Origin of the sequence: Pricia mediterranea, assembly GCF_032248455.1 — a bacterium.
GTDB classification, from domain to species: Bacteria; Bacteroidota; Bacteroidia; order Flavobacteriales; family Flavobacteriaceae; genus Pricia; species Pricia mediterranea.
The window spans coordinates 552,695-568,763 of sequence record NZ_JAVTTP010000001.1 but is presented as its reverse complement, the minus strand read 5'-3'; the positions used below and the strand labels follow the sequence as shown (position 1 = coordinate 568,763).

The following is a 16,069-nucleotide window of genomic DNA, read 5'->3' as shown; positions in this document are numbered from 1 at the left end:
CTATTTCGAACCCTTGACCAAAGGCAGTTCAACGACAAAGGTATCATTTTCGGTGCTCACCTTGAGTTCTTTTTTGAGCAGTAGTACATAACGCTTGTTCAGGTTAAGAAGTCCGTTTTTCGTTCCTTCTTTCAAGACGGTACGCAGCTGTATCGGGTTTTCGACGTAGAGAGATCCATTTTTGGAGTAAATATAGACCTTTAACGGGTTTTTTGTGGATATTTCATTGTGTTTTACAGCGTTTTCCACTAGCAGCTGCAAAGCCAATGGCGGAATCTCACGATCGAGATATCGTTCCGCAATCTGGATATCGATGGTGAACCGGTCACGATAGCGCGTGCGAATCAGGTGGGTGTAGCTTTCCGTAAACTTGAGCTCTTCTTTGACGCTTACCAGGTCGCTTTCGCCGCTTTGTAAAATGTAGCGGTACATGTGGGAGAGTTTTTTGACAAATTGTGTGGCCTTTTCATTTTCACGGATCAGGGAAGTCAGGGAATTAAGGGAGTTGAAAAGAAAATGGGGATCGACCTGATTCTTAAGCGCAATGAGCTCGTTCTGCAGGCTTTGCTGCTTCAGCCGCTCGTTCTCTATCCGGCTTTCCTGCTTATCGGTCCGCAAGCGTAAGATTCTCCCGATAAAGAATAGGGCAATCAACAGATTGATATAGGTGAAGTTTAAAAAGCCGTTATCGCGCTCTGAGATTTCGATACCTAGCACGACGGGGTACAGCATTCTAAAGAGGGCCAATGCCGCCATCAATATGGCAATATTGACCAAGATCAAAACGGCCAAGCGTATTTTGGTCGGCCACTTATATTTGGCATAACCGATATTGGCGTTCAGCTCCAATATGGCCCAAGAGAACAGAAAGAAAAAGATCAGACGGTAGAGCATATCCATGATCCAAATCGTGGAAAGTCCCAAGTCGCCGTCCATGAGCATTTCATATAATAAAATAGTCTTCGGTAAGGAGGCCAAGATGGCGATCAGCACGGCTATCTTGATGATGGCGGATTGTTTGACCTGGGTTAAGGGCATGGAAAAGGGTTTTTAGAGGGATGTTCCAAAAAATATATCATGGGATGTACAAATTCTTTGATAGGATGTTTCACGCGATGTTCAAAAGTACACTTTAAGTGAGTCATTTAGAAATCGGGTTTCCTGAAGGGAAGACCAAAAAGATTCTGCCACAGATGAAATGGGCAATCATGACCTTGCCAGCCATTGAAAGGCTTGCCAACGGAAAAAAGGGACGGAAAGAGCAAGGAAGAAAGACCAACTTACTTTGAACCCGTTAAGACTTTCTATTTTACCTGCAAATTTCACATTTTGCGCTCTAATTTTATCTTTTTATCACACCAGTGCTATGGCTATGCTGCTCAAAAAAGCCTTCATTGGGGCACAAAAGCCGAAATTATCGGTTCCAAATAAAAAGTTTAAATGAGTTCATAGATACTGGTAAAACAAACATAAAAAAGCCGTCTCCATAATTCCTGGGACGGCTTGTTGTTTACATCGGAATCGGTGATCCGCATTAGCTGGAGTACGCATCAAAATCTTCTGGAAGGAAATGCTGCACGTTGAATTCCAGTTCAACATCTTCATCTTCCTCGATATATTCGACAGTTTCCAAATCGATTTCCATACCCTTATAGGCGTCAAAACCGATCGGTAGATAGGCCTTGGGATCAAATCCGAGATCTATTTCTTCCTCTTCCTCAATAAAAACGATGTCCGTTAGGTCAGTGCCCATGCCTTCGTAGGCATTAAAGTCTTCGGGTAGATACTCTTCGGTATCGAAGTCCAGTTCAAGATCTTCCTGTGGTTCAATATAGATAATCTCATCGATCGGCAGGGGTTCGCAATTGGTCTTACAGTCCGGCGTTCCGGAAAAGGACATCATAATCGACCCTAGAAGAGCAATTCCTATATATGTTGTTGCTTTTTTCATGGTATTTATACTTCACTTAATTCTATTTCCTTTCGTTTACTGGGGCAAATATACGGGCGTAACGCCCCTCGAAAGGGGACTTTCTGGGTGAAACGACCAAAACGGCAAGTGAACCGCCAATTTTGATGGGTGAAGTGAATCGACTTGTTGAAGATTAGAGCTTTTTATCGGACCAAACCGTCTTAATAATCAAGCCGGGCGTCAACGGCATGCCAAGTTTAGAGGTTGGAATACGCAACAATTACCGTTTCTTTCTAGAATTACTTTATATTGTTGTTCCAAATCCAGGCCTTATGAAAATCCTGATTATTGAAGACGAGCCGCAGATGAGGGATACGATGCGGCAGACCTTGGAGCGGGAACAATATGTGGTAGAGACGGCACCAGATTTTAGAACGGCCAACGATAAGATCGGGGCCTACGATTACGATTGCATCCTTTTGGATATTGGCCTGCCGGACGGCAACGGACTCGAACTCTTGCAGCAATTGAAACAAATGGAAAAGGCCGATGGGGTCATTATCGTATCGGCAAAGGATTCTTTGGATGACCGCATTAAAGGTCTTGACCTTGGGGCGGACGACTACCTGTCAAAACCCTTCCACATGGCCGAGCTCCGCGCCCGGGTAAGGGCGGTTGTACGCCGACGGAGTTTTGAAGGAAGCAGTTTGATCGAGATCGGAAACCTACGCATCGATGCTGAGGGACGCAGCCTCGAAATCGGGAACGATGGGGTGGCCTTGAACCGCAAGGAATTCGACGTGCTGACCTATTTGATCGCTAACAAATTACGTTTGGTCACCAAGGCCGCCCTGGCGGAACACGTATGGGGCGACCATATCGACCAGGCCGATAGCTTTGACTTTATTTATTCCCAAATAAAGAACCTGCGCAAAAAGCTGACCGAGGCGGGAGCGACCGTCCAAATCGAAGCGGTCTACGGAGTCGGATACAAGCTGTCGGTAGCCTAAATCCCTTACCATGAAACTTCTAAACTACACCACGACCTATTTCGCCCTGTTGTCGGTGCTCTTGATTTCCGTATGGGCCATCATTTTTTATTTCGCGATGCTCGATGAGGTTTACGACAGTTTGGATGACGGTCTGGAAAATCAAAAGATGCTGATCATCCAGGAGGCAAGAAAGGATTCCTCCCTTTTAGAGACGAAAAATTTTGGGATAGGGAGTTTTACCATTCAAAAAACAAGCTCTAAAAGTCATGGCCAATTTAAGGACAGGTACCTTGATACGTTGGTTTATATGCAGAACGAAAACGATTACGAACCCGTAAGGATTCTGGAGAGCGTTTTCGAGCAAGACGGGGCCTACTATAAAATCAAATTGATGACCTCAATGGTCGAGGAAGACGACCAGATCGAAAATCTTATCTACTATCTTATCGGTTTATACCTGCTGCTGGTCATCAGTATAGTTGTGCTTAACAATCTGGTGCTGAAAAGAGTGTGGAGCCCTTTTTACGCCCTTATCGAAAAATTGAGGGATTTCCGAATTGAAAGGGACGGCCCCATAACCCCCGAACCGACCTCAATCGTCGAATTCGCCCTGCTGAACAAGAGTGTGGAACGTTTGACGGAAACATCGCGGCAGACTTATAAGGCCCAAAAGCAGTTTATAGAAAATGCCGCGCACGAGTTGCAGACTCCTTTGGCCGTAGGCATCAACAAACTTGAACTATTGCTCGAAAAAGGGGAATTGAACCAGGAACAATCCCAGGAAATGGCGGAAGTACTTGAAACCCTCGGACGCTTGACCCGTTTGAACCGTTCCCTGCTGCTACTCTCAAAGATAGATAACCGCCAGCATATCGATCGAGAATCCATCGATTTGAACGGCCTCGCGGAACGGATCGTTGCGGATTTCTCGGATTTTGCCGCGCACCGCAACATTGAACTGAACCTGCGACCGATGTCCGGCTTGCAGTTTCGAATGAACCCCGATTTGGCCTCTGTGCTGCTGACCAATCTGATCAAGAACGCCATCGTGCACGGAACGGGGGACAGCCCGGTGGAGGTAGTCATCGCATTCGACCGGATCATAGTCAGTAATTATGCTGTGGGAAGCGAACTGGACAGCGGACTGCTTTTTACCCGGTTCCATAAAACTTCGACCGACCACCGGTCTACCGGTCTTGGTCTTTCCATCTCCAAGGCCATTGCAGACCGTTACGGAGTGCAATTGCAATACAAATATTCCGATCGGCGGCACGTCTTCGAGCTGGTGTTTCCTAAAGCGTAAACCGCGATTACTGTTTCCGTTCCAGATTCCTTACAGATTCATGGTATAGGTTTGCGCTGTGATGCAGGTCGAGCTTCAAGCCGATGCCAATATTCTACTACTTGTTTTCGTTGTTTCGGGCGATGTGGAGCCCTCGGTATTGGGTTTCGACTGAACGGCCAGTATCCTTTTATGGTCTTCAGGGCCGAAATTTTCAGTTTTTATAGGTTCAAGGCTAGTTTAACGGTTCGCCGCTTTATGTATCGATACGTCGTTGCGTCGTTGATGGTTGCTCTTGGGGCGTTTTGAGCGCTGTCTGAGCTTTGACGATTAGAGCAAAAATGACTATTTTTCACTTTCGGTTTTCCTTAAAACCTAATTCTGATTATGAACAGAACAAAGCTATGGACACTGCTGGGCCTAGCCCTCGGCATTTTGATAATCGCAATCGCTTTCACGGAGAAGGCGCCGCAGAGAAAACGTGGTGACATTCACTATACCGTCTCCCAGCGGTGGGAACTTCCTACCCAGCTACGTGAAATATCCGGGATTGACTGGTTGGATGAGGATAGGGTGGCCGCCGTTCAAGATGAAAATGGCCTGATTTTTATCTATAACCTAAAGGACAAAGGTGTTGAGGAAATAATAGAATTTGCCGGATCGGGGGATTACGAGGGTATTGCCGTTGCCAATACGGATGCGTATGTTCTGCGTAGCGACGGACTACTCTACGAGGTGGCCGAGTTTAGGAGTTCAGGCAGGACGGTCAAAACCTACGAGACCTTTTTCACGGCCGAACAAGACGTGGAAACCTTGGAATTTGACCCCGACGGCAATCGCTTGCTGTTAGCACCCAAGGCTTACGATCAAAACTCGGAAAATTACAAGGGAATCTATGCCTTTTCGTTGAATACAAAAAAAATGCAGTCTGGATTTGTATTTAAGATCGAGATGACGGATAAGGTTCTAAAACGATTTCGGCAAAATAAGCTTCACAAGACTTTTCGTCCTTCTGATATGGCAATCAATCCCGTTAACGGACTTATGTATTTAATCGAAGGCACCAAGCCAAAACTGCTCATAATGAATTCGGATGGAAGCTTGAAGAGTGCCCACGTCTTGGACAACCGTCTCTTTCCCCAGCCCGAAGGCATCACCTTTAGTCCCGACGGCAGGCTCTTTATCTCGAGCGAAGGCAAAAATGGCAACAACGCGAGCATCAGTGAAATGAAGTTGACCGAAAACTAATGGGAGTGGGAGACAATTCAAAAAAGCAGGATTCGCCAGATAAGAGCCGGTTGCCACTGTACCTTTCCCTTGGCCTGGTAGGTGGCCTTGTTGCCGCCTATTTTTTTATTCCGCAAGTGGGCGATTTTTTCGATGAGGCCTGGTCGGTCTTGACCAGTGATGATAAGCAACGCATAACATCATGGGTTAGTGGTTTCGGAGGGTTCGGTCCCCTTCTTTTGATTCTGACGATGATCGTACAAATGTTTCTGTTGGTGATTCCTACGATTTTGTTAATGGTTGTATCCGTACTGGCTTACGGGCCGGTCTGGGGAAGCCTTATCATTTTCGCAGCAGTCTTCGCGGCTTCGTCGGTAGGTTATGTTATCGGACGCTATTTGGGGGAAACCTTCGTCACCCGCATCCTGGGTGAAAAAACGGAACAAAAAGTGGAAGATTTTATTGATGATTACGGTTTTTGGGCCGTAATAGTTACCCGACTCAATCCCTTTCTTTCCAATGATGCCATTAGTTTTGTGGGCGGCCTGTTGCGTATGGGCTATTGGAAGTTCATGGGAGCTACCTTGGTGGGGATTGCGCCACTTACCGTGTTTATCGCGATATTGGGAAAAAATATCGATAGGCTAAAAACAGGTCTGCTTTGGGGGTCTTTGATCAGTCTTTTAATTTTTGTCATCTACATTTGGTGGGATAAAAGGGGCAAGAAATAAGGCTTGCCATCTCAAGTTTCGCAACAAATTCAAAGAAAAGTAAGGTTTTAGAGGGTGTTCTTATCCAAACCTTAGTAAAAAATCCGACTTCGATAAAAGATTCTCGGAATTCCATTAAATTTTTGGGATGTTGGTAAAATATAGAACCTATTATTACCTTTGTCGCATCCAAAAACAAACCTCATGAAAGTCCGTGAACTTTTCATTCTCACCTCAATCGGTTCGGTCATTATCATTGTGGCCATAGCCTTGGTTTGGGCGCCTATTTTATGGCTATTTTTTATAGTGGGTCCCTTGATTATGCTTGGCTTTATCGATATCTTTCAAAAGAAGCATACCATTCGGCGTAATTTTCCTCTGGTCGGTCGGTTCAGATATATGCTGGAATCCATCCGGCCCGAGATACAACAATATTTCGTCGAAACCGATACAGAGGGCAGACCGTTGAACCGTATTCTTAGATCCTTGGTCTATCGTAGGGCGAAGGGCGCCACCGATACCGAGCCCTTCGGTACGCAGATGGATCTGTACCATTCCGGCTATGAGTGGATGGAACACTCCATGTATGCCAAAAATAACCCTAAGGAGATCGGGGAGTTCCCTCGATTGTTGATCGGGGGAAAAGATTGCAAACAGCCTTACTCCTCGAGCTTGCTGAACATTTCCGCAATGAGTTTTGGCTCGTTGAGCGACCACGCCATTTTAGCGATGAACAAGGGTGCCAAAATGGGTAACTTTGCGCACAATACCGGCGAGGGGGGCATCAGTGGATACCACCTTCGAAATGGGGGGGACCTGATTTGGCAAATCGGTACGGGCTACTTTGGGTGTCGCAACGATGATGGCACTTTCAACGAAAAGACCTTTCGCGAGAATGCTATCCGGCCCGAGGTAAAGATGATCGAAATCAAATTGTCGCAGGGTGCCAAGCCGGGCCATGGCGGTATTCTGCCCGCAATCAAAAACACCGAGGAAATTGCCAAGGTACGACATATCAAACCGGGTATAGCGGTGCACTCGCCCCCATCCCATTCCGCTTTTGCCGATCCGATCCAGTTTATGCATTTCATTAAAAAACTGCGCGACCTTTCGGATGGAAAACCAATCGGCTTCAAGCTTTGTATCGGCAGAAAACAGGAATTCATGGATTTTTGTGAAGCGATGATCCACACCGGCATTACCCCCGATTTTATTACCGTGGATGGTGGGGAAGGGGGTACGGGGGCCTCTCCCGTGGAATTCTCGAATACCATGGGCATGCCCTTGCGCGAAGGACTCATTTTCGTGCACGATAGCTTGGTGGGCTTCGGCCTACGCGACCAGGTCAAGGTCATCGTGGCGGGCAAAATCATTTCTGGCTTCCATATTGCCCGTGCCATCGCCCTGGGGGCCGATGGCTGTAACAGCGCGAGGGCCATGATGTTGGCGGTAGGATGCATCCAGGCCCTTCAATGTAATCTGAACACTTGCCCGACCGGGGTCGCTACCCAGAACAGGTCGCTGGTCAGGGGGCTGGTGGTCGATGAGAAGGCCCCGCGAATCAAGAAATATCACGAAGCCACCATCCACAGTCTTCTGGAATTGGTTGCTGCAGCGGGCCTCGATAACCCAAGCGAACTGACAAGGGGGCATATTAGCAAACGGGTGGGCATGTACAATGTGCAGACCTATGACGAGATCTATCCGTATATGGAGGAAGGGTCCTTGTTGGAGATCGATACTATCCCCGAACATTACAAACGCTATTACCAGCTGACCCGGATCATGAAATAGGGAAGAGCCGGCCGCGTGCAGTCGCATTTCCCATATTTAAAATATCTTAAATAGGGGCCAGAGTGAGTATCAACTGCGGGTGGTAGATGGGATGTTGAAAGGTAGGCCCTAAGCCATGGTTGCTGGGCGGATTGTCATCCCAGTGTAGTTTCCGATGATCTTTAGGTATAGCCGGCTCGAAACCTAGGTTCTACTGCTTAATGTCTTATTCGGGGATGGGTAATTTGTCGGATGGGCACTAACTGTATAAAGCATCATTTTGAATCGAAAGGCCGACATGCTTCCTGAAAAAAGGAAAGAGCTGTTACTGTTCTTAAAAAGCACAAGCTTTTCAAAAGCAGTGCTGATCGGTGTTTCTGCAACCATACCGGTAGTTCTCGGTATTTGGTCAGGGTATTTTGAAATTGGGTTGGCCCTTTGTTTCGGAGCATTTTGGAGTTCTCCCAGTGATACCAGTGGCAGTTATCGACACAAGAAATATGGCATCTTGTTATCCGCCCTGTTGGCCACGGTAGTCACTTTTATCGGGGGATACCTGCATTTTCAGACGTTATTTCTGATTCCCGTACTGGGGGTACTGGTTTTTGCCATTTCCTTTATCGCCGTCTATGGTTTTCGGGCTTCGTTAATCAGTTTTTCCGGTCTATTGGCCTTGGTACTGAGCTTTGCCCATACGGTAGAAACGCTTGAAATATATCAGTATGCCCTTTTGATCGGGGTAGGGGGGCTTTGGTATTTGTTGCTGTCAACGCTTTGGTACCGGCTCGACCCGAAGGCACCGACCGAGGAGATATTGTCGGAAACTTTTCGGCTCACTTCAGAGTTTTTACAGACCCGGGGCGAACTGGTCGGTCCCGAAGGCGATCGTGAGGCACTACAGTCCCGACTCTTGCGACTACAGAGCGACCTGACCGAAAATCATGCTACCCTTCGGGAGATTTTCCTCCAATCAAGGCAGCGTTCCGGCCGGTCGTATTATACCGGGAAGCGGTTATTGGTTTTCGTACAATTGGTAGAAATCCTTGAAACGGCCATGGCGAACCCGGTTCACTACGATAAAATGGACGCTCTGCTAGAAAAGCATCCCGGATACGTCAAAGGTTTTCAAGACCTGATTTTCGAAATTGCACGGCAGCTGCGCATCATCGGGGAAGCAGGTCAAAATACCCGTAAATATCCATCCCATAAAAAGCTTGCGAAACGTTTTGAAAGCGTAGGCCGCCAGATCGTGACCTTCACTGAAGATGTCAAGCCGAATGATGTTGAAGACCATCTCATTTTACAAAACCTGTATGAATACCAAGAAAAACAATTTGAAAAATTAAAACGGATAAAGTGGTTGTTAGGAAATTCAGTTCTGCGGAAGGAAGACATCATCAAGGAAGATGATCTAAGACGCTTTGTCACTTCCCAAGAGTATCATCCCAAATTGCTGCTGCGAAACCTGAGTTTCGAGTCCAATATTTTCAAGCATGCGCTGCGGTTGGCGGTCACCGTAATGATCGGATACGGCATAGGGGTGTTTTTTGATTTTCAGAACCCATATTGGATTCTCTTGACCATCATCGTCATCATGCGACCTAGCTACGGCCTTACCAAATCCCGGACCAAAGACCGGATTATCGGTACGCTGATCGGCGGGGCCATCGCTTCGGGATTGGTATTTTTGATTCATGACCCTTATTTATACGGAGGTTTGGGCATTCTTTCGATGGTCATCGCTTTTTCAATGGTACAGCGCAACTATAAGGCGGCGGCGACGTTCATTACCTTGGGCATTATCTTTATCTACGCCATCATGCGTCCCGATGTGTTGACCGTGATCCAGTTCAGGGTGCTGGACACGCTGATAGGGGCCGCACTGTCTTACGTAGCGCTACTTTTTTTATGGCCCGCCTGGAGCTTTTTGGAAATTGGGGAAGATATTAAGAGCAGTGTCAAGGCCAATAAGGCTTTCTTCAACTGCATCTCAAAGTTTTACCAACGGAAGGGGGAGGCCTCTACGGAATTTAAGATCTCCCGCAAGGAAGCGTTCCTTGAGACCTCGAACCTGAGTTCGGCTTTTCAGCGTATGGCCCAGGAGCCCCGCTCAAAACAGAAGAACCTCGATAAAATCTACGAGCTGGTCGTGCTGAACCACACCTTTTTAGCGTCACTGTCTTCCCTGAGCACCTACATCCAAAATCACAATACCACGGAAGCCTCGCAAACCTTTCGGGAAAGCGCAGGAAAAATCGACGCCAATCTGGCCCAGGTGCTTCAGATATTGGGAAATCGAACTTCGACCGGATTGAATGAAATTCCCGAGAAGGGATTGGTTTCGGGATATTCCGCAGCCGTTTATGCCACCGAACGCAACCACCAAGAGGCCCATTTGATTGCAGAGCAGATGCATTGGTTGTTTTCGATGAGCGAGAAGATGATGCGCTTGGCGGAGGAGTTGACAAGACAATAACTTGTAGCTCTCTTTCGTTACAAAAATGAAATAGTAGTACATTTGCCCAGTAGCACTGCTGCCCCGTAGTACTGCACCGAACCAAAGACTAAAAATCAACGACACCAGATAGATAATGTACGTACCCATTCAAAGAAGAAATACTCAGTTTTTTCCAGATTCCAGTCGGGTTGTTGCCCGCTTCTTCAGCAACGGCGACAAGCGTACCTCGCAGTTGATCCGTCGGGTACTGGACCTTGACGAGGCTACGGTAAATAACGAGCTTGAGCGTACTTTGCGGGAGTTCGCGGGACGGCACCGGAATATTTCCCAAATTTTTCTCCGTCACTTTGAGAACTACAAAAGCTTGATTGAGCATTTGGAAATGGATCCGGACCAGTTTTCGAAGGAGGAAAAACTGCTGATCGGGTCGTACGCGACTATGGAATATTCCATCGAATCTGCGGCGATGTTCAATCCCTCGATTATTGAGGATTTTGATCAGTCCTTTCTGGCCAAGGGCGAAAAAAGGGTAATCCTATCCTTTCGTGCGACCGGGGAGGGCCACCTTTCTTCCATTGTGTTTCGCCGTGGTATTCTTGATGCCAACAACGATTTCCATTCGAACAAGGTGAGGAACTACATCGATTTACCGAGAATCGGACAAAAAAAATCATACGATAAGGGCCGGTTCGTTCAAAAGATGAAGGAGATGAAAATATCGCCGCGGTATTCGTCGACGATCATGGACGATCTGCCCGATCATTTTGAATACCATCAGTTAAAGTCCGCCGTCGGTAATGTCTTGGCCAACGGAATCAGCGACGAGAACAGGCTTGCCCTTGAAGAAATGACATGGCTGGTCGATTCGTATTACGATGTGGAGTTCAGTCTTGATTCCGATATTTCGGAACGGGTAATATTCCCGATATCCCCATCGGAGAGCAAAGGTATCGAAGACGCCAGGTTCGTCCGTTTTACCGATGACGACGGTTCCGAGAAGATATATGCTACCTACACGGCCTATGATGGGCGTACCATTCTGCCGAAGTTGCTATCGACGGAGGATTTTACAACTTTTCGGATCATGCCCATGCACGGTAATGCGGCCCAGAACAAGAATTTCGCGTTGTTTCCCAAAAAAATAAAAGGGAAATACGCGGTTTTGGCCCGGGTCGATGGGGTTAATAATTATATTATGTTCTCCGATAGAAATACGTTGTGGAACGACCCTATCAAAATCCAGGAACCAAAATACCCTTGGGAGTTCACCCAAATCGGCAACTGCGGCGCCCCATTGTGGACGGAAGAGGGCTGGCTGATCATTACCCACGGGGTGGGCCCTATGCGGCGTTACTGCATCGGTGCGTCGCTATTCGACCTCGATGATCCCACCCGGGAAATCGGAAGGTTGACGGAGCCTTTGCTGTCCCCCCTGGAAGTAGAACGAGAAGGTTATGTGCCTAACGTGGTTTACTCGTGCGGCTCAATGATCAATAATGGGTGTTTGGTGCTGCCCTATGCGGTTTCCGACTATTCATCGTCGTATGCTACGGTCGAGATGGAGGACTTGATGCAGGCGTTGCGGGGTTAGTAGTATTGAGTATTTAGTATTAAGTATAACGTGTTGATTGTTAAGTACTGCGTACTTAATATTGAGGGTGTGGCAACAATTTGAACGGACTTTTTGGCAATACAAGATAAATCGCCCACAAGATTTTTAAATATCGATGCACGAATAGATAAGAGTTTACGAAGACGAAGAAAATGTATTGAGAGCTGACCATTATCTAAATTTTTATGGACTCCGCTTCTGACCTTACATTATCGAATGGACAAAGGTTCTACCATTATTTCTGTGAATACAGCTGCTATTTGATTTGACCAAAAGACGAAAGGGAGAAGGAAAAAAGAAAATAAAAGAGACATGGGTATCTTGCGATTGCCGGCGGAATCCTGGAATTATCCACAAAATTCAGGGTAGAACCTGAATAAAAAAAACGGGGATCGCCAGACAAACATCGCGATACGCCCTAACCGCCACGAGTTACACCACATAATACTCAGTACTCAATACTAAAAATGGAGAACCTCTTCGTAAACTTTGATATACTCTGACACCATCCTGCCGATATCGAATTTTTCCCGAGCGTAGTGCCTGATGTAGCGCGGGTCTAAGGTACTTGCCATGATTACGGCCTCGCTGGCGGCCCGCACGTCCCTCACCAAAAAACCGCTTTTGCCATGCTCGATCAGTTCGGGCATACTTCCTCGATCGAAGGCGATGACTGGCGTTCCGCACATCATGGCTTCGGCCACGCTCAACCCGAAAGGCTCATCGAATAGAATGGGATGTAGCAGGGCTTTGGCGTCCCCCAAAAGTTGATTGCCCTTCCTTTGGTCCACATTGCCCAAATAAACGACTTTGTCCCCATCGATACGGGGGCGGACATGTTCGTCGTAGTAGCCCCGGTCTTGGATTAGGCCCGCAATAATAAGCTTAGCGTCAGAATTTGCCGCAATGTCGAGCGCTTCCCGGGTGCCCTTGTCCGGGTGTATCCTGCCATAGAACAGCAAGTAATCGTCTTTTTGCTCCCGCAGCGTAAATTTTTTGCCGTCTATGCCGTGATAGATGGTCCGAAGGTATTTTAGATCGGAATGTCTATCGGCATCCGAAATGGATATGTAGGCGTTCGTTTCATTATACTTTTTATAGACGGGAAGGATTTTCTCCGACGAAAAACCGTGTATCGTCGTTATCATGGGAATTGATATCAGCTTTGAATAGGTTAGCGGTAAAAAATCGAAATGATTATGGATGATATCGAATTGATTTGCCTTTTCCATAAGGTTGGCGATGTGCAGGCTTTCCCAGACTTTGGCATCGACATTTGGATTCTCGGCGTAGGGGGAGGGACAGACCGCGTCCAAGCGACCCGAGGTGAGCGAATCGCCCGTCGCAAAAAGAGTCACCTCGTGGCCGTGGGCAACCAGGCCCTCGGTCAGGTTCGATGCGACCAGCTCCCACGGGCCGTACTGCCGTGGAGGTGTCCGCCAGGCAATGGGCGATAACATGGCGATCCGCATCACAGCTTATCATTCTCGAACGCCATTCGGGCCAAAAGATAGCTGACCGTCGATTCGGCACCTTGGTTCAGGTTTATGTTTTCAAGTTCGAGGCCGTCGTGGCACCCTCCCGTACAGGGGTTGTAAACCGATTGGTGCAAGGGGTTTTTCCCTAAGAACCAAGCAAAGGCATGTTCCATCTTGGTATCGTATTCGGCGTTGGGGAAGAAGGTATCGAAGCACTGTAGGGCTAAAATGGTGTAGGCCACGTCGATCGGTTGTTCACCTCCTAAAAATTCCGATTGTATAGGCTCTCCTTTTTTGTGCCAATTTTTGTTGGATATGACCCTGATGCTGTCATCCAGCATTATTCTGGACAAAAGAAAGTCAAATGATGCTCGGGCCACTTTGCGGTATTCCGGGTTCAAAGTCATGGCGTAGGCCATTAAAACAGCTTCGGGCAGCACGGCATTTCCGTAGGTCAAATAACTTTCGAACCATAGCCAGGTATCATCGGCCTCCTTATTGTAGAGCGATACCAGACGGTCGGCATACAGCCTGACCTTCTCGTTGACGCAATCCCTTTCCTCGTAGTGATTGTAATAATAAAGACCCTTGATCATAAAAGCCAGTGCCCGTGGGGATCGGGACTTGTCCATGGCCGTAATCGATTCTTCCAAAACGAACTTGGCCTTCTCTTCCATTGCCCTGTACTTATCGGGCAGGGATCGGACCATGGAAAGTAAGTATCCTAAGCTCCATATCGCCCTTCCACAGGCGTCGTCGAGGTTGACCGAGTAGTTTTGGTCGGTAAACCGGTACTCCTTATCCACATAGTTCAAAAAGGTACTGTCGTGGCGGAAACAGCAGAAAACGAAGTCGAAATAAATCTTGATATATTTCAAGTCCGAGAAATCTCGGGTCAACTTGTAATGCTGGCAGATAGCGATAAGGGCCCGTGCGTTATCGTCGAGGGTGTAACCACTCTCAATATCGGGGGCATTGATTTTGGAGAATTGTATGATGCCCATGTGATCTGTCATTTTTTTGATGTGCTTTACGCTCAGTTCGGGCTTTTTATACTTAAGGGGCAGCTCGCCGCCCAGGGTCTTGCTAAAGAGTTCGGCATGGCCGATGGCCGCATTTTCCCAAGACGACGAAACGGCGTGATGTAACCCGTTGAGACGCATTTCATCAAGGGTTTCAGGGTGGTTCAATAAATCGTTAACGTGCAAAGCCAATTGCCAGGAATCCTCAAAATCGAAGATGGCCCCGGCCCCGTTATCCTGTAGTACCTCTAGGGTGTGGGGAATGGGGGTTGAAATCACGGGACATCCACAGCTGAGGGCATAGGCGAAGGTGCCGCTGACGGCCTGATTGGGATCTTTTGAGGTGAACAGATAAATATCGGTCAGCTGAAGGTATTCCAAAAGCCTGTCTAAGGGAACGAACTCATCTATAAAGCGTACGTGGTCTTGAATTTGGAGGGTTTCTACCTTTTGTTCAAGGAAATCACGATAGCCTTCCCCGTGCTGTTTGACCAAGGAGGGGTGTGTCTTTCCTATAATGCAGAAGACGACGTCGGGATGCTCGTCTAAGATTCTCGGTAGGGCATCGAGCGTGGTCTCGATACTTTTTCCCGGACCCAACAATCCGAAGGTAGAGAGCACGGTTTTTCCCTCTAGATTATACTTGCGTTTGAGCTTTCGTCTGCTCCCGTATTCCACCAAATGGGTACCATGCGATATGACCGTAATCTTATCGCTGTCAATGCCGTAATCCCGTTCCAAAATATCCGCTGAGTTCCGGGTCATTACTACAATACCCTCGACCGACGCAGCCATCTGGTTCACCTTGTTCCTTAATTCTTCGGAGGGTTCTGGCAATACAGTGTGGAACGTGGCCAGTACCGGCTTGTCCAAATATTCCAAAAACTCTAAAAAAGAGGCTTCGTTGGCATGGAACAGCCCGAACTCATGTTGCACCATAACCAATTTTATTTCTGTTCTGGCATTGATATAGTAGGCCGCCTGTAAAAAATCGAGGGCGTAATCGGTATTCAAGATACCTTGAACGGGATGCTCATAATGGAACGTGGAATGGCCCGACTCTAAAGGATAGATGTTTAACTTGAAGGTATCGCCGAAAGCCTTTGAAAGCGCTTTCTGTAGGTCTAATGAATAGGTGGCGATACCGCATTCCCGCGGCGGGAAGGAAGAAAGCATTAGAATTTCGTCCCGGTCACCTTTTTCGTTCAGTAATCGGTCAATCTGCTTTTGAACATTTAATTTTGGGAGGTAGTCCGCCTTTCTGACATGGCGGATATTTTCTTGTTTTCTTTTGCCGGTTGATGAATTGCTTTCTGTGATCATACCATCGTTCATAGTTGTGTCTTTTTAATTCATTAGGAATAGGCGTTCATCTCGTTATGATCGATACAACTATTTTAGATCGACCTATTTTTAGATAGGACATAATTTGGTCCTCAATCTGATGTATCGGTAAGCGAAATCACGCTTTTGGTAAGAAAAGTCGGTATGATTATATGGGTGTAAATTTAACTGGATCGGTAGGGTGCAACGCCTTTTATCGGCTAAAAAAGTAACCCGAAAACTAAACTGGGGACCGGCACCGGCGATAAGTGGCAATAGT

General features: G+C 47.2%; 12 protein-coding genes. 8 read left to right on the top strand and 4 right to left on the bottom strand.

All coding sequences use genetic code 11. The annotated features are described in order from the left end of the window. Complete coding sequence (locus tag RQM65_RS02345) at positions 1-1,038, bottom strand: sensor histidine kinase (protein ID WP_314012450.1); 1,038 nt, start codon at positions 1,036-1,038, stop codon at positions 1-3. Positions 1,039-1,136: 98 nt separating this feature from the next. Between RQM65_RS02345 and RQM65_RS02340 the strand changes: the two genes are divergently transcribed. Then, positions 1,137-1,289: a hypothetical protein gene (locus RQM65_RS02340; RefSeq protein ID WP_314012449.1), complete on the top strand. Its 153-nt coding sequence runs from the start codon at positions 1,137-1,139 to the stop codon at positions 1,287-1,289. Positions 1,290-1,534: 245 nt separating this feature from the next. On the opposite strand, the gene RQM65_RS02335 is transcribed toward RQM65_RS02340, so the two are convergent. Continuing rightward, positions 1,535-1,951: a hypothetical protein gene (locus tag RQM65_RS02335; protein WP_314012448.1), complete on the bottom strand. Its 417-nt coding sequence runs from the start codon at positions 1,949-1,951 to the stop codon at positions 1,535-1,537. A gap of 293 nt (positions 1,952-2,244) precedes the next feature. Here RQM65_RS02335 and RQM65_RS02330 point away from each other — a divergent pair, with 293 nt between their 5' ends. The 7 genes from RQM65_RS02330 (at position 2,245) to RQM65_RS02300 (ending at position 11,945) form a co-directional block, all read left to right on the top strand. Next, on the top strand, positions 2,245-2,922 hold the full coding sequence (locus RQM65_RS02330) for a response regulator transcription factor (RefSeq protein ID WP_314012447.1): 678 nt from the start codon (positions 2,245-2,247) through the stop codon (positions 2,920-2,922). 10 nt (positions 2,923-2,932) lie between these two features. Further along, positions 2,933-4,207 carry a sensor histidine kinase gene (locus tag RQM65_RS02325; RefSeq protein WP_314012445.1) on the top strand — a complete coding sequence of 425 codons (1,275 nt, stop codon included), beginning with the start codon at positions 2,933-2,935 and terminating at the stop codon, positions 4,205-4,207. Between the two features lie 366 nt (positions 4,208-4,573). Then, positions 4,574-5,434, top strand: a complete 861-nt coding sequence (locus RQM65_RS02320; protein ID WP_314012444.1) for a hypothetical protein — start codon at positions 4,574-4,576, stop codon at positions 5,432-5,434. 5 nt (positions 5,435-5,439) lie between these two features. Then, positions 5,440-6,144 carry a TVP38/TMEM64 family protein gene (locus RQM65_RS02315; RefSeq protein WP_314012443.1) on the top strand — a complete coding sequence of 235 codons (705 nt, stop codon included), beginning with the start codon at positions 5,440-5,442 and terminating at the stop codon, positions 6,142-6,144. 183 nt (positions 6,145-6,327) lie between these two features. Beyond that, positions 6,328-7,917: an FMN-binding glutamate synthase family protein gene (locus RQM65_RS02310; protein WP_314012442.1), complete on the top strand. Its 1,590-nt coding sequence runs from the start codon at positions 6,328-6,330 to the stop codon at positions 7,915-7,917. A gap of 259 nt (positions 7,918-8,176) precedes the next feature. Continuing rightward, positions 8,177-10,372, top strand: a complete 2,196-nt coding sequence (locus tag RQM65_RS02305) for an FUSC family protein (RefSeq protein ID WP_314012441.1) — start codon at positions 8,177-8,179, stop codon at positions 10,370-10,372. Between the two features lie 115 nt (positions 10,373-10,487). Next, complete coding sequence (locus tag RQM65_RS02300) at positions 10,488-11,945, top strand: glycoside hydrolase family 130 protein (protein WP_314012439.1); 1,458 nt, start codon at positions 10,488-10,490, stop codon at positions 11,943-11,945. A 482-nt stretch (positions 11,946-12,427) separates the two neighbouring features. Here RQM65_RS02300 and RQM65_RS02295 read toward each other — a convergent pair whose 3' ends face one another. Together RQM65_RS02295 and RQM65_RS02290 are read right to left on the bottom strand one after the other, a co-directional pair. Next, entirely contained in the window at positions 12,428-13,438 is a 1,011-nt protein-coding gene (locus tag RQM65_RS02295) for a glycosyltransferase family 4 protein (protein ID WP_314016767.1), read from the bottom strand. Next, on the bottom strand, positions 13,438-15,801 hold the full coding sequence (locus tag RQM65_RS02290; RefSeq protein ID WP_314012438.1) for a glycosyltransferase: 2,364 nt from the start codon (positions 15,799-15,801) through the stop codon (positions 13,438-13,440). The genes RQM65_RS02295 and RQM65_RS02290 overlap by 1 nt, the downstream gene beginning before the upstream one ends. Positions 15,802-16,069 lie beyond the last annotated feature (268 nt).

Bases quoted from the DNA above. Each gene is read 5' to 3' on its own strand.
- RQM65_RS02290 (WP_314012438.1), bottom strand. From the start codon at position 15,801: ATGAACGATGGTATGATCACAGAAAGCAATTCATCAACCGGCAAAAGA.
- RQM65_RS02310 (WP_314012442.1), top strand. From the start codon at position 6,328: ATGAAAGTCCGTGAACTTTTCATTCTCACCTCAATCGGTTCGGTCATT.
- RQM65_RS02320 (WP_314012444.1), top strand. From the start codon at position 4,574: ATGAACAGAACAAAGCTATGGACACTGCTGGGCCTAGCCCTCGGCATT.
- RQM65_RS02295 (WP_314016767.1), bottom strand. From the start codon at position 13,438: ATGCGGATCGCCATGTTATCGCCCATTGCCTGGCGGACACCTCCACGG.
- RQM65_RS02335 (WP_314012448.1), bottom strand. From the start codon at position 1,951: ATGAAAAAAGCAACAACATATATAGGAATTGCTCTTCTAGGGTCGATT.
- RQM65_RS02300 (WP_314012439.1), top strand. From the start codon at position 10,488: ATGTACGTACCCATTCAAAGAAGAAATACTCAGTTTTTTCCAGATTCC.
- RQM65_RS02345 (WP_314012450.1), bottom strand. From the start codon at position 1,038: ATGCCCTTAACCCAGGTCAAACAATCCGCCATCATCAAGATAGCCGTG.
- RQM65_RS02330 (WP_314012447.1), top strand. From the start codon at position 2,245: ATGAAAATCCTGATTATTGAAGACGAGCCGCAGATGAGGGATACGATG.
- RQM65_RS02325 (WP_314012445.1), top strand. From the start codon at position 2,933: ATGAAACTTCTAAACTACACCACGACCTATTTCGCCCTGTTGTCGGTG.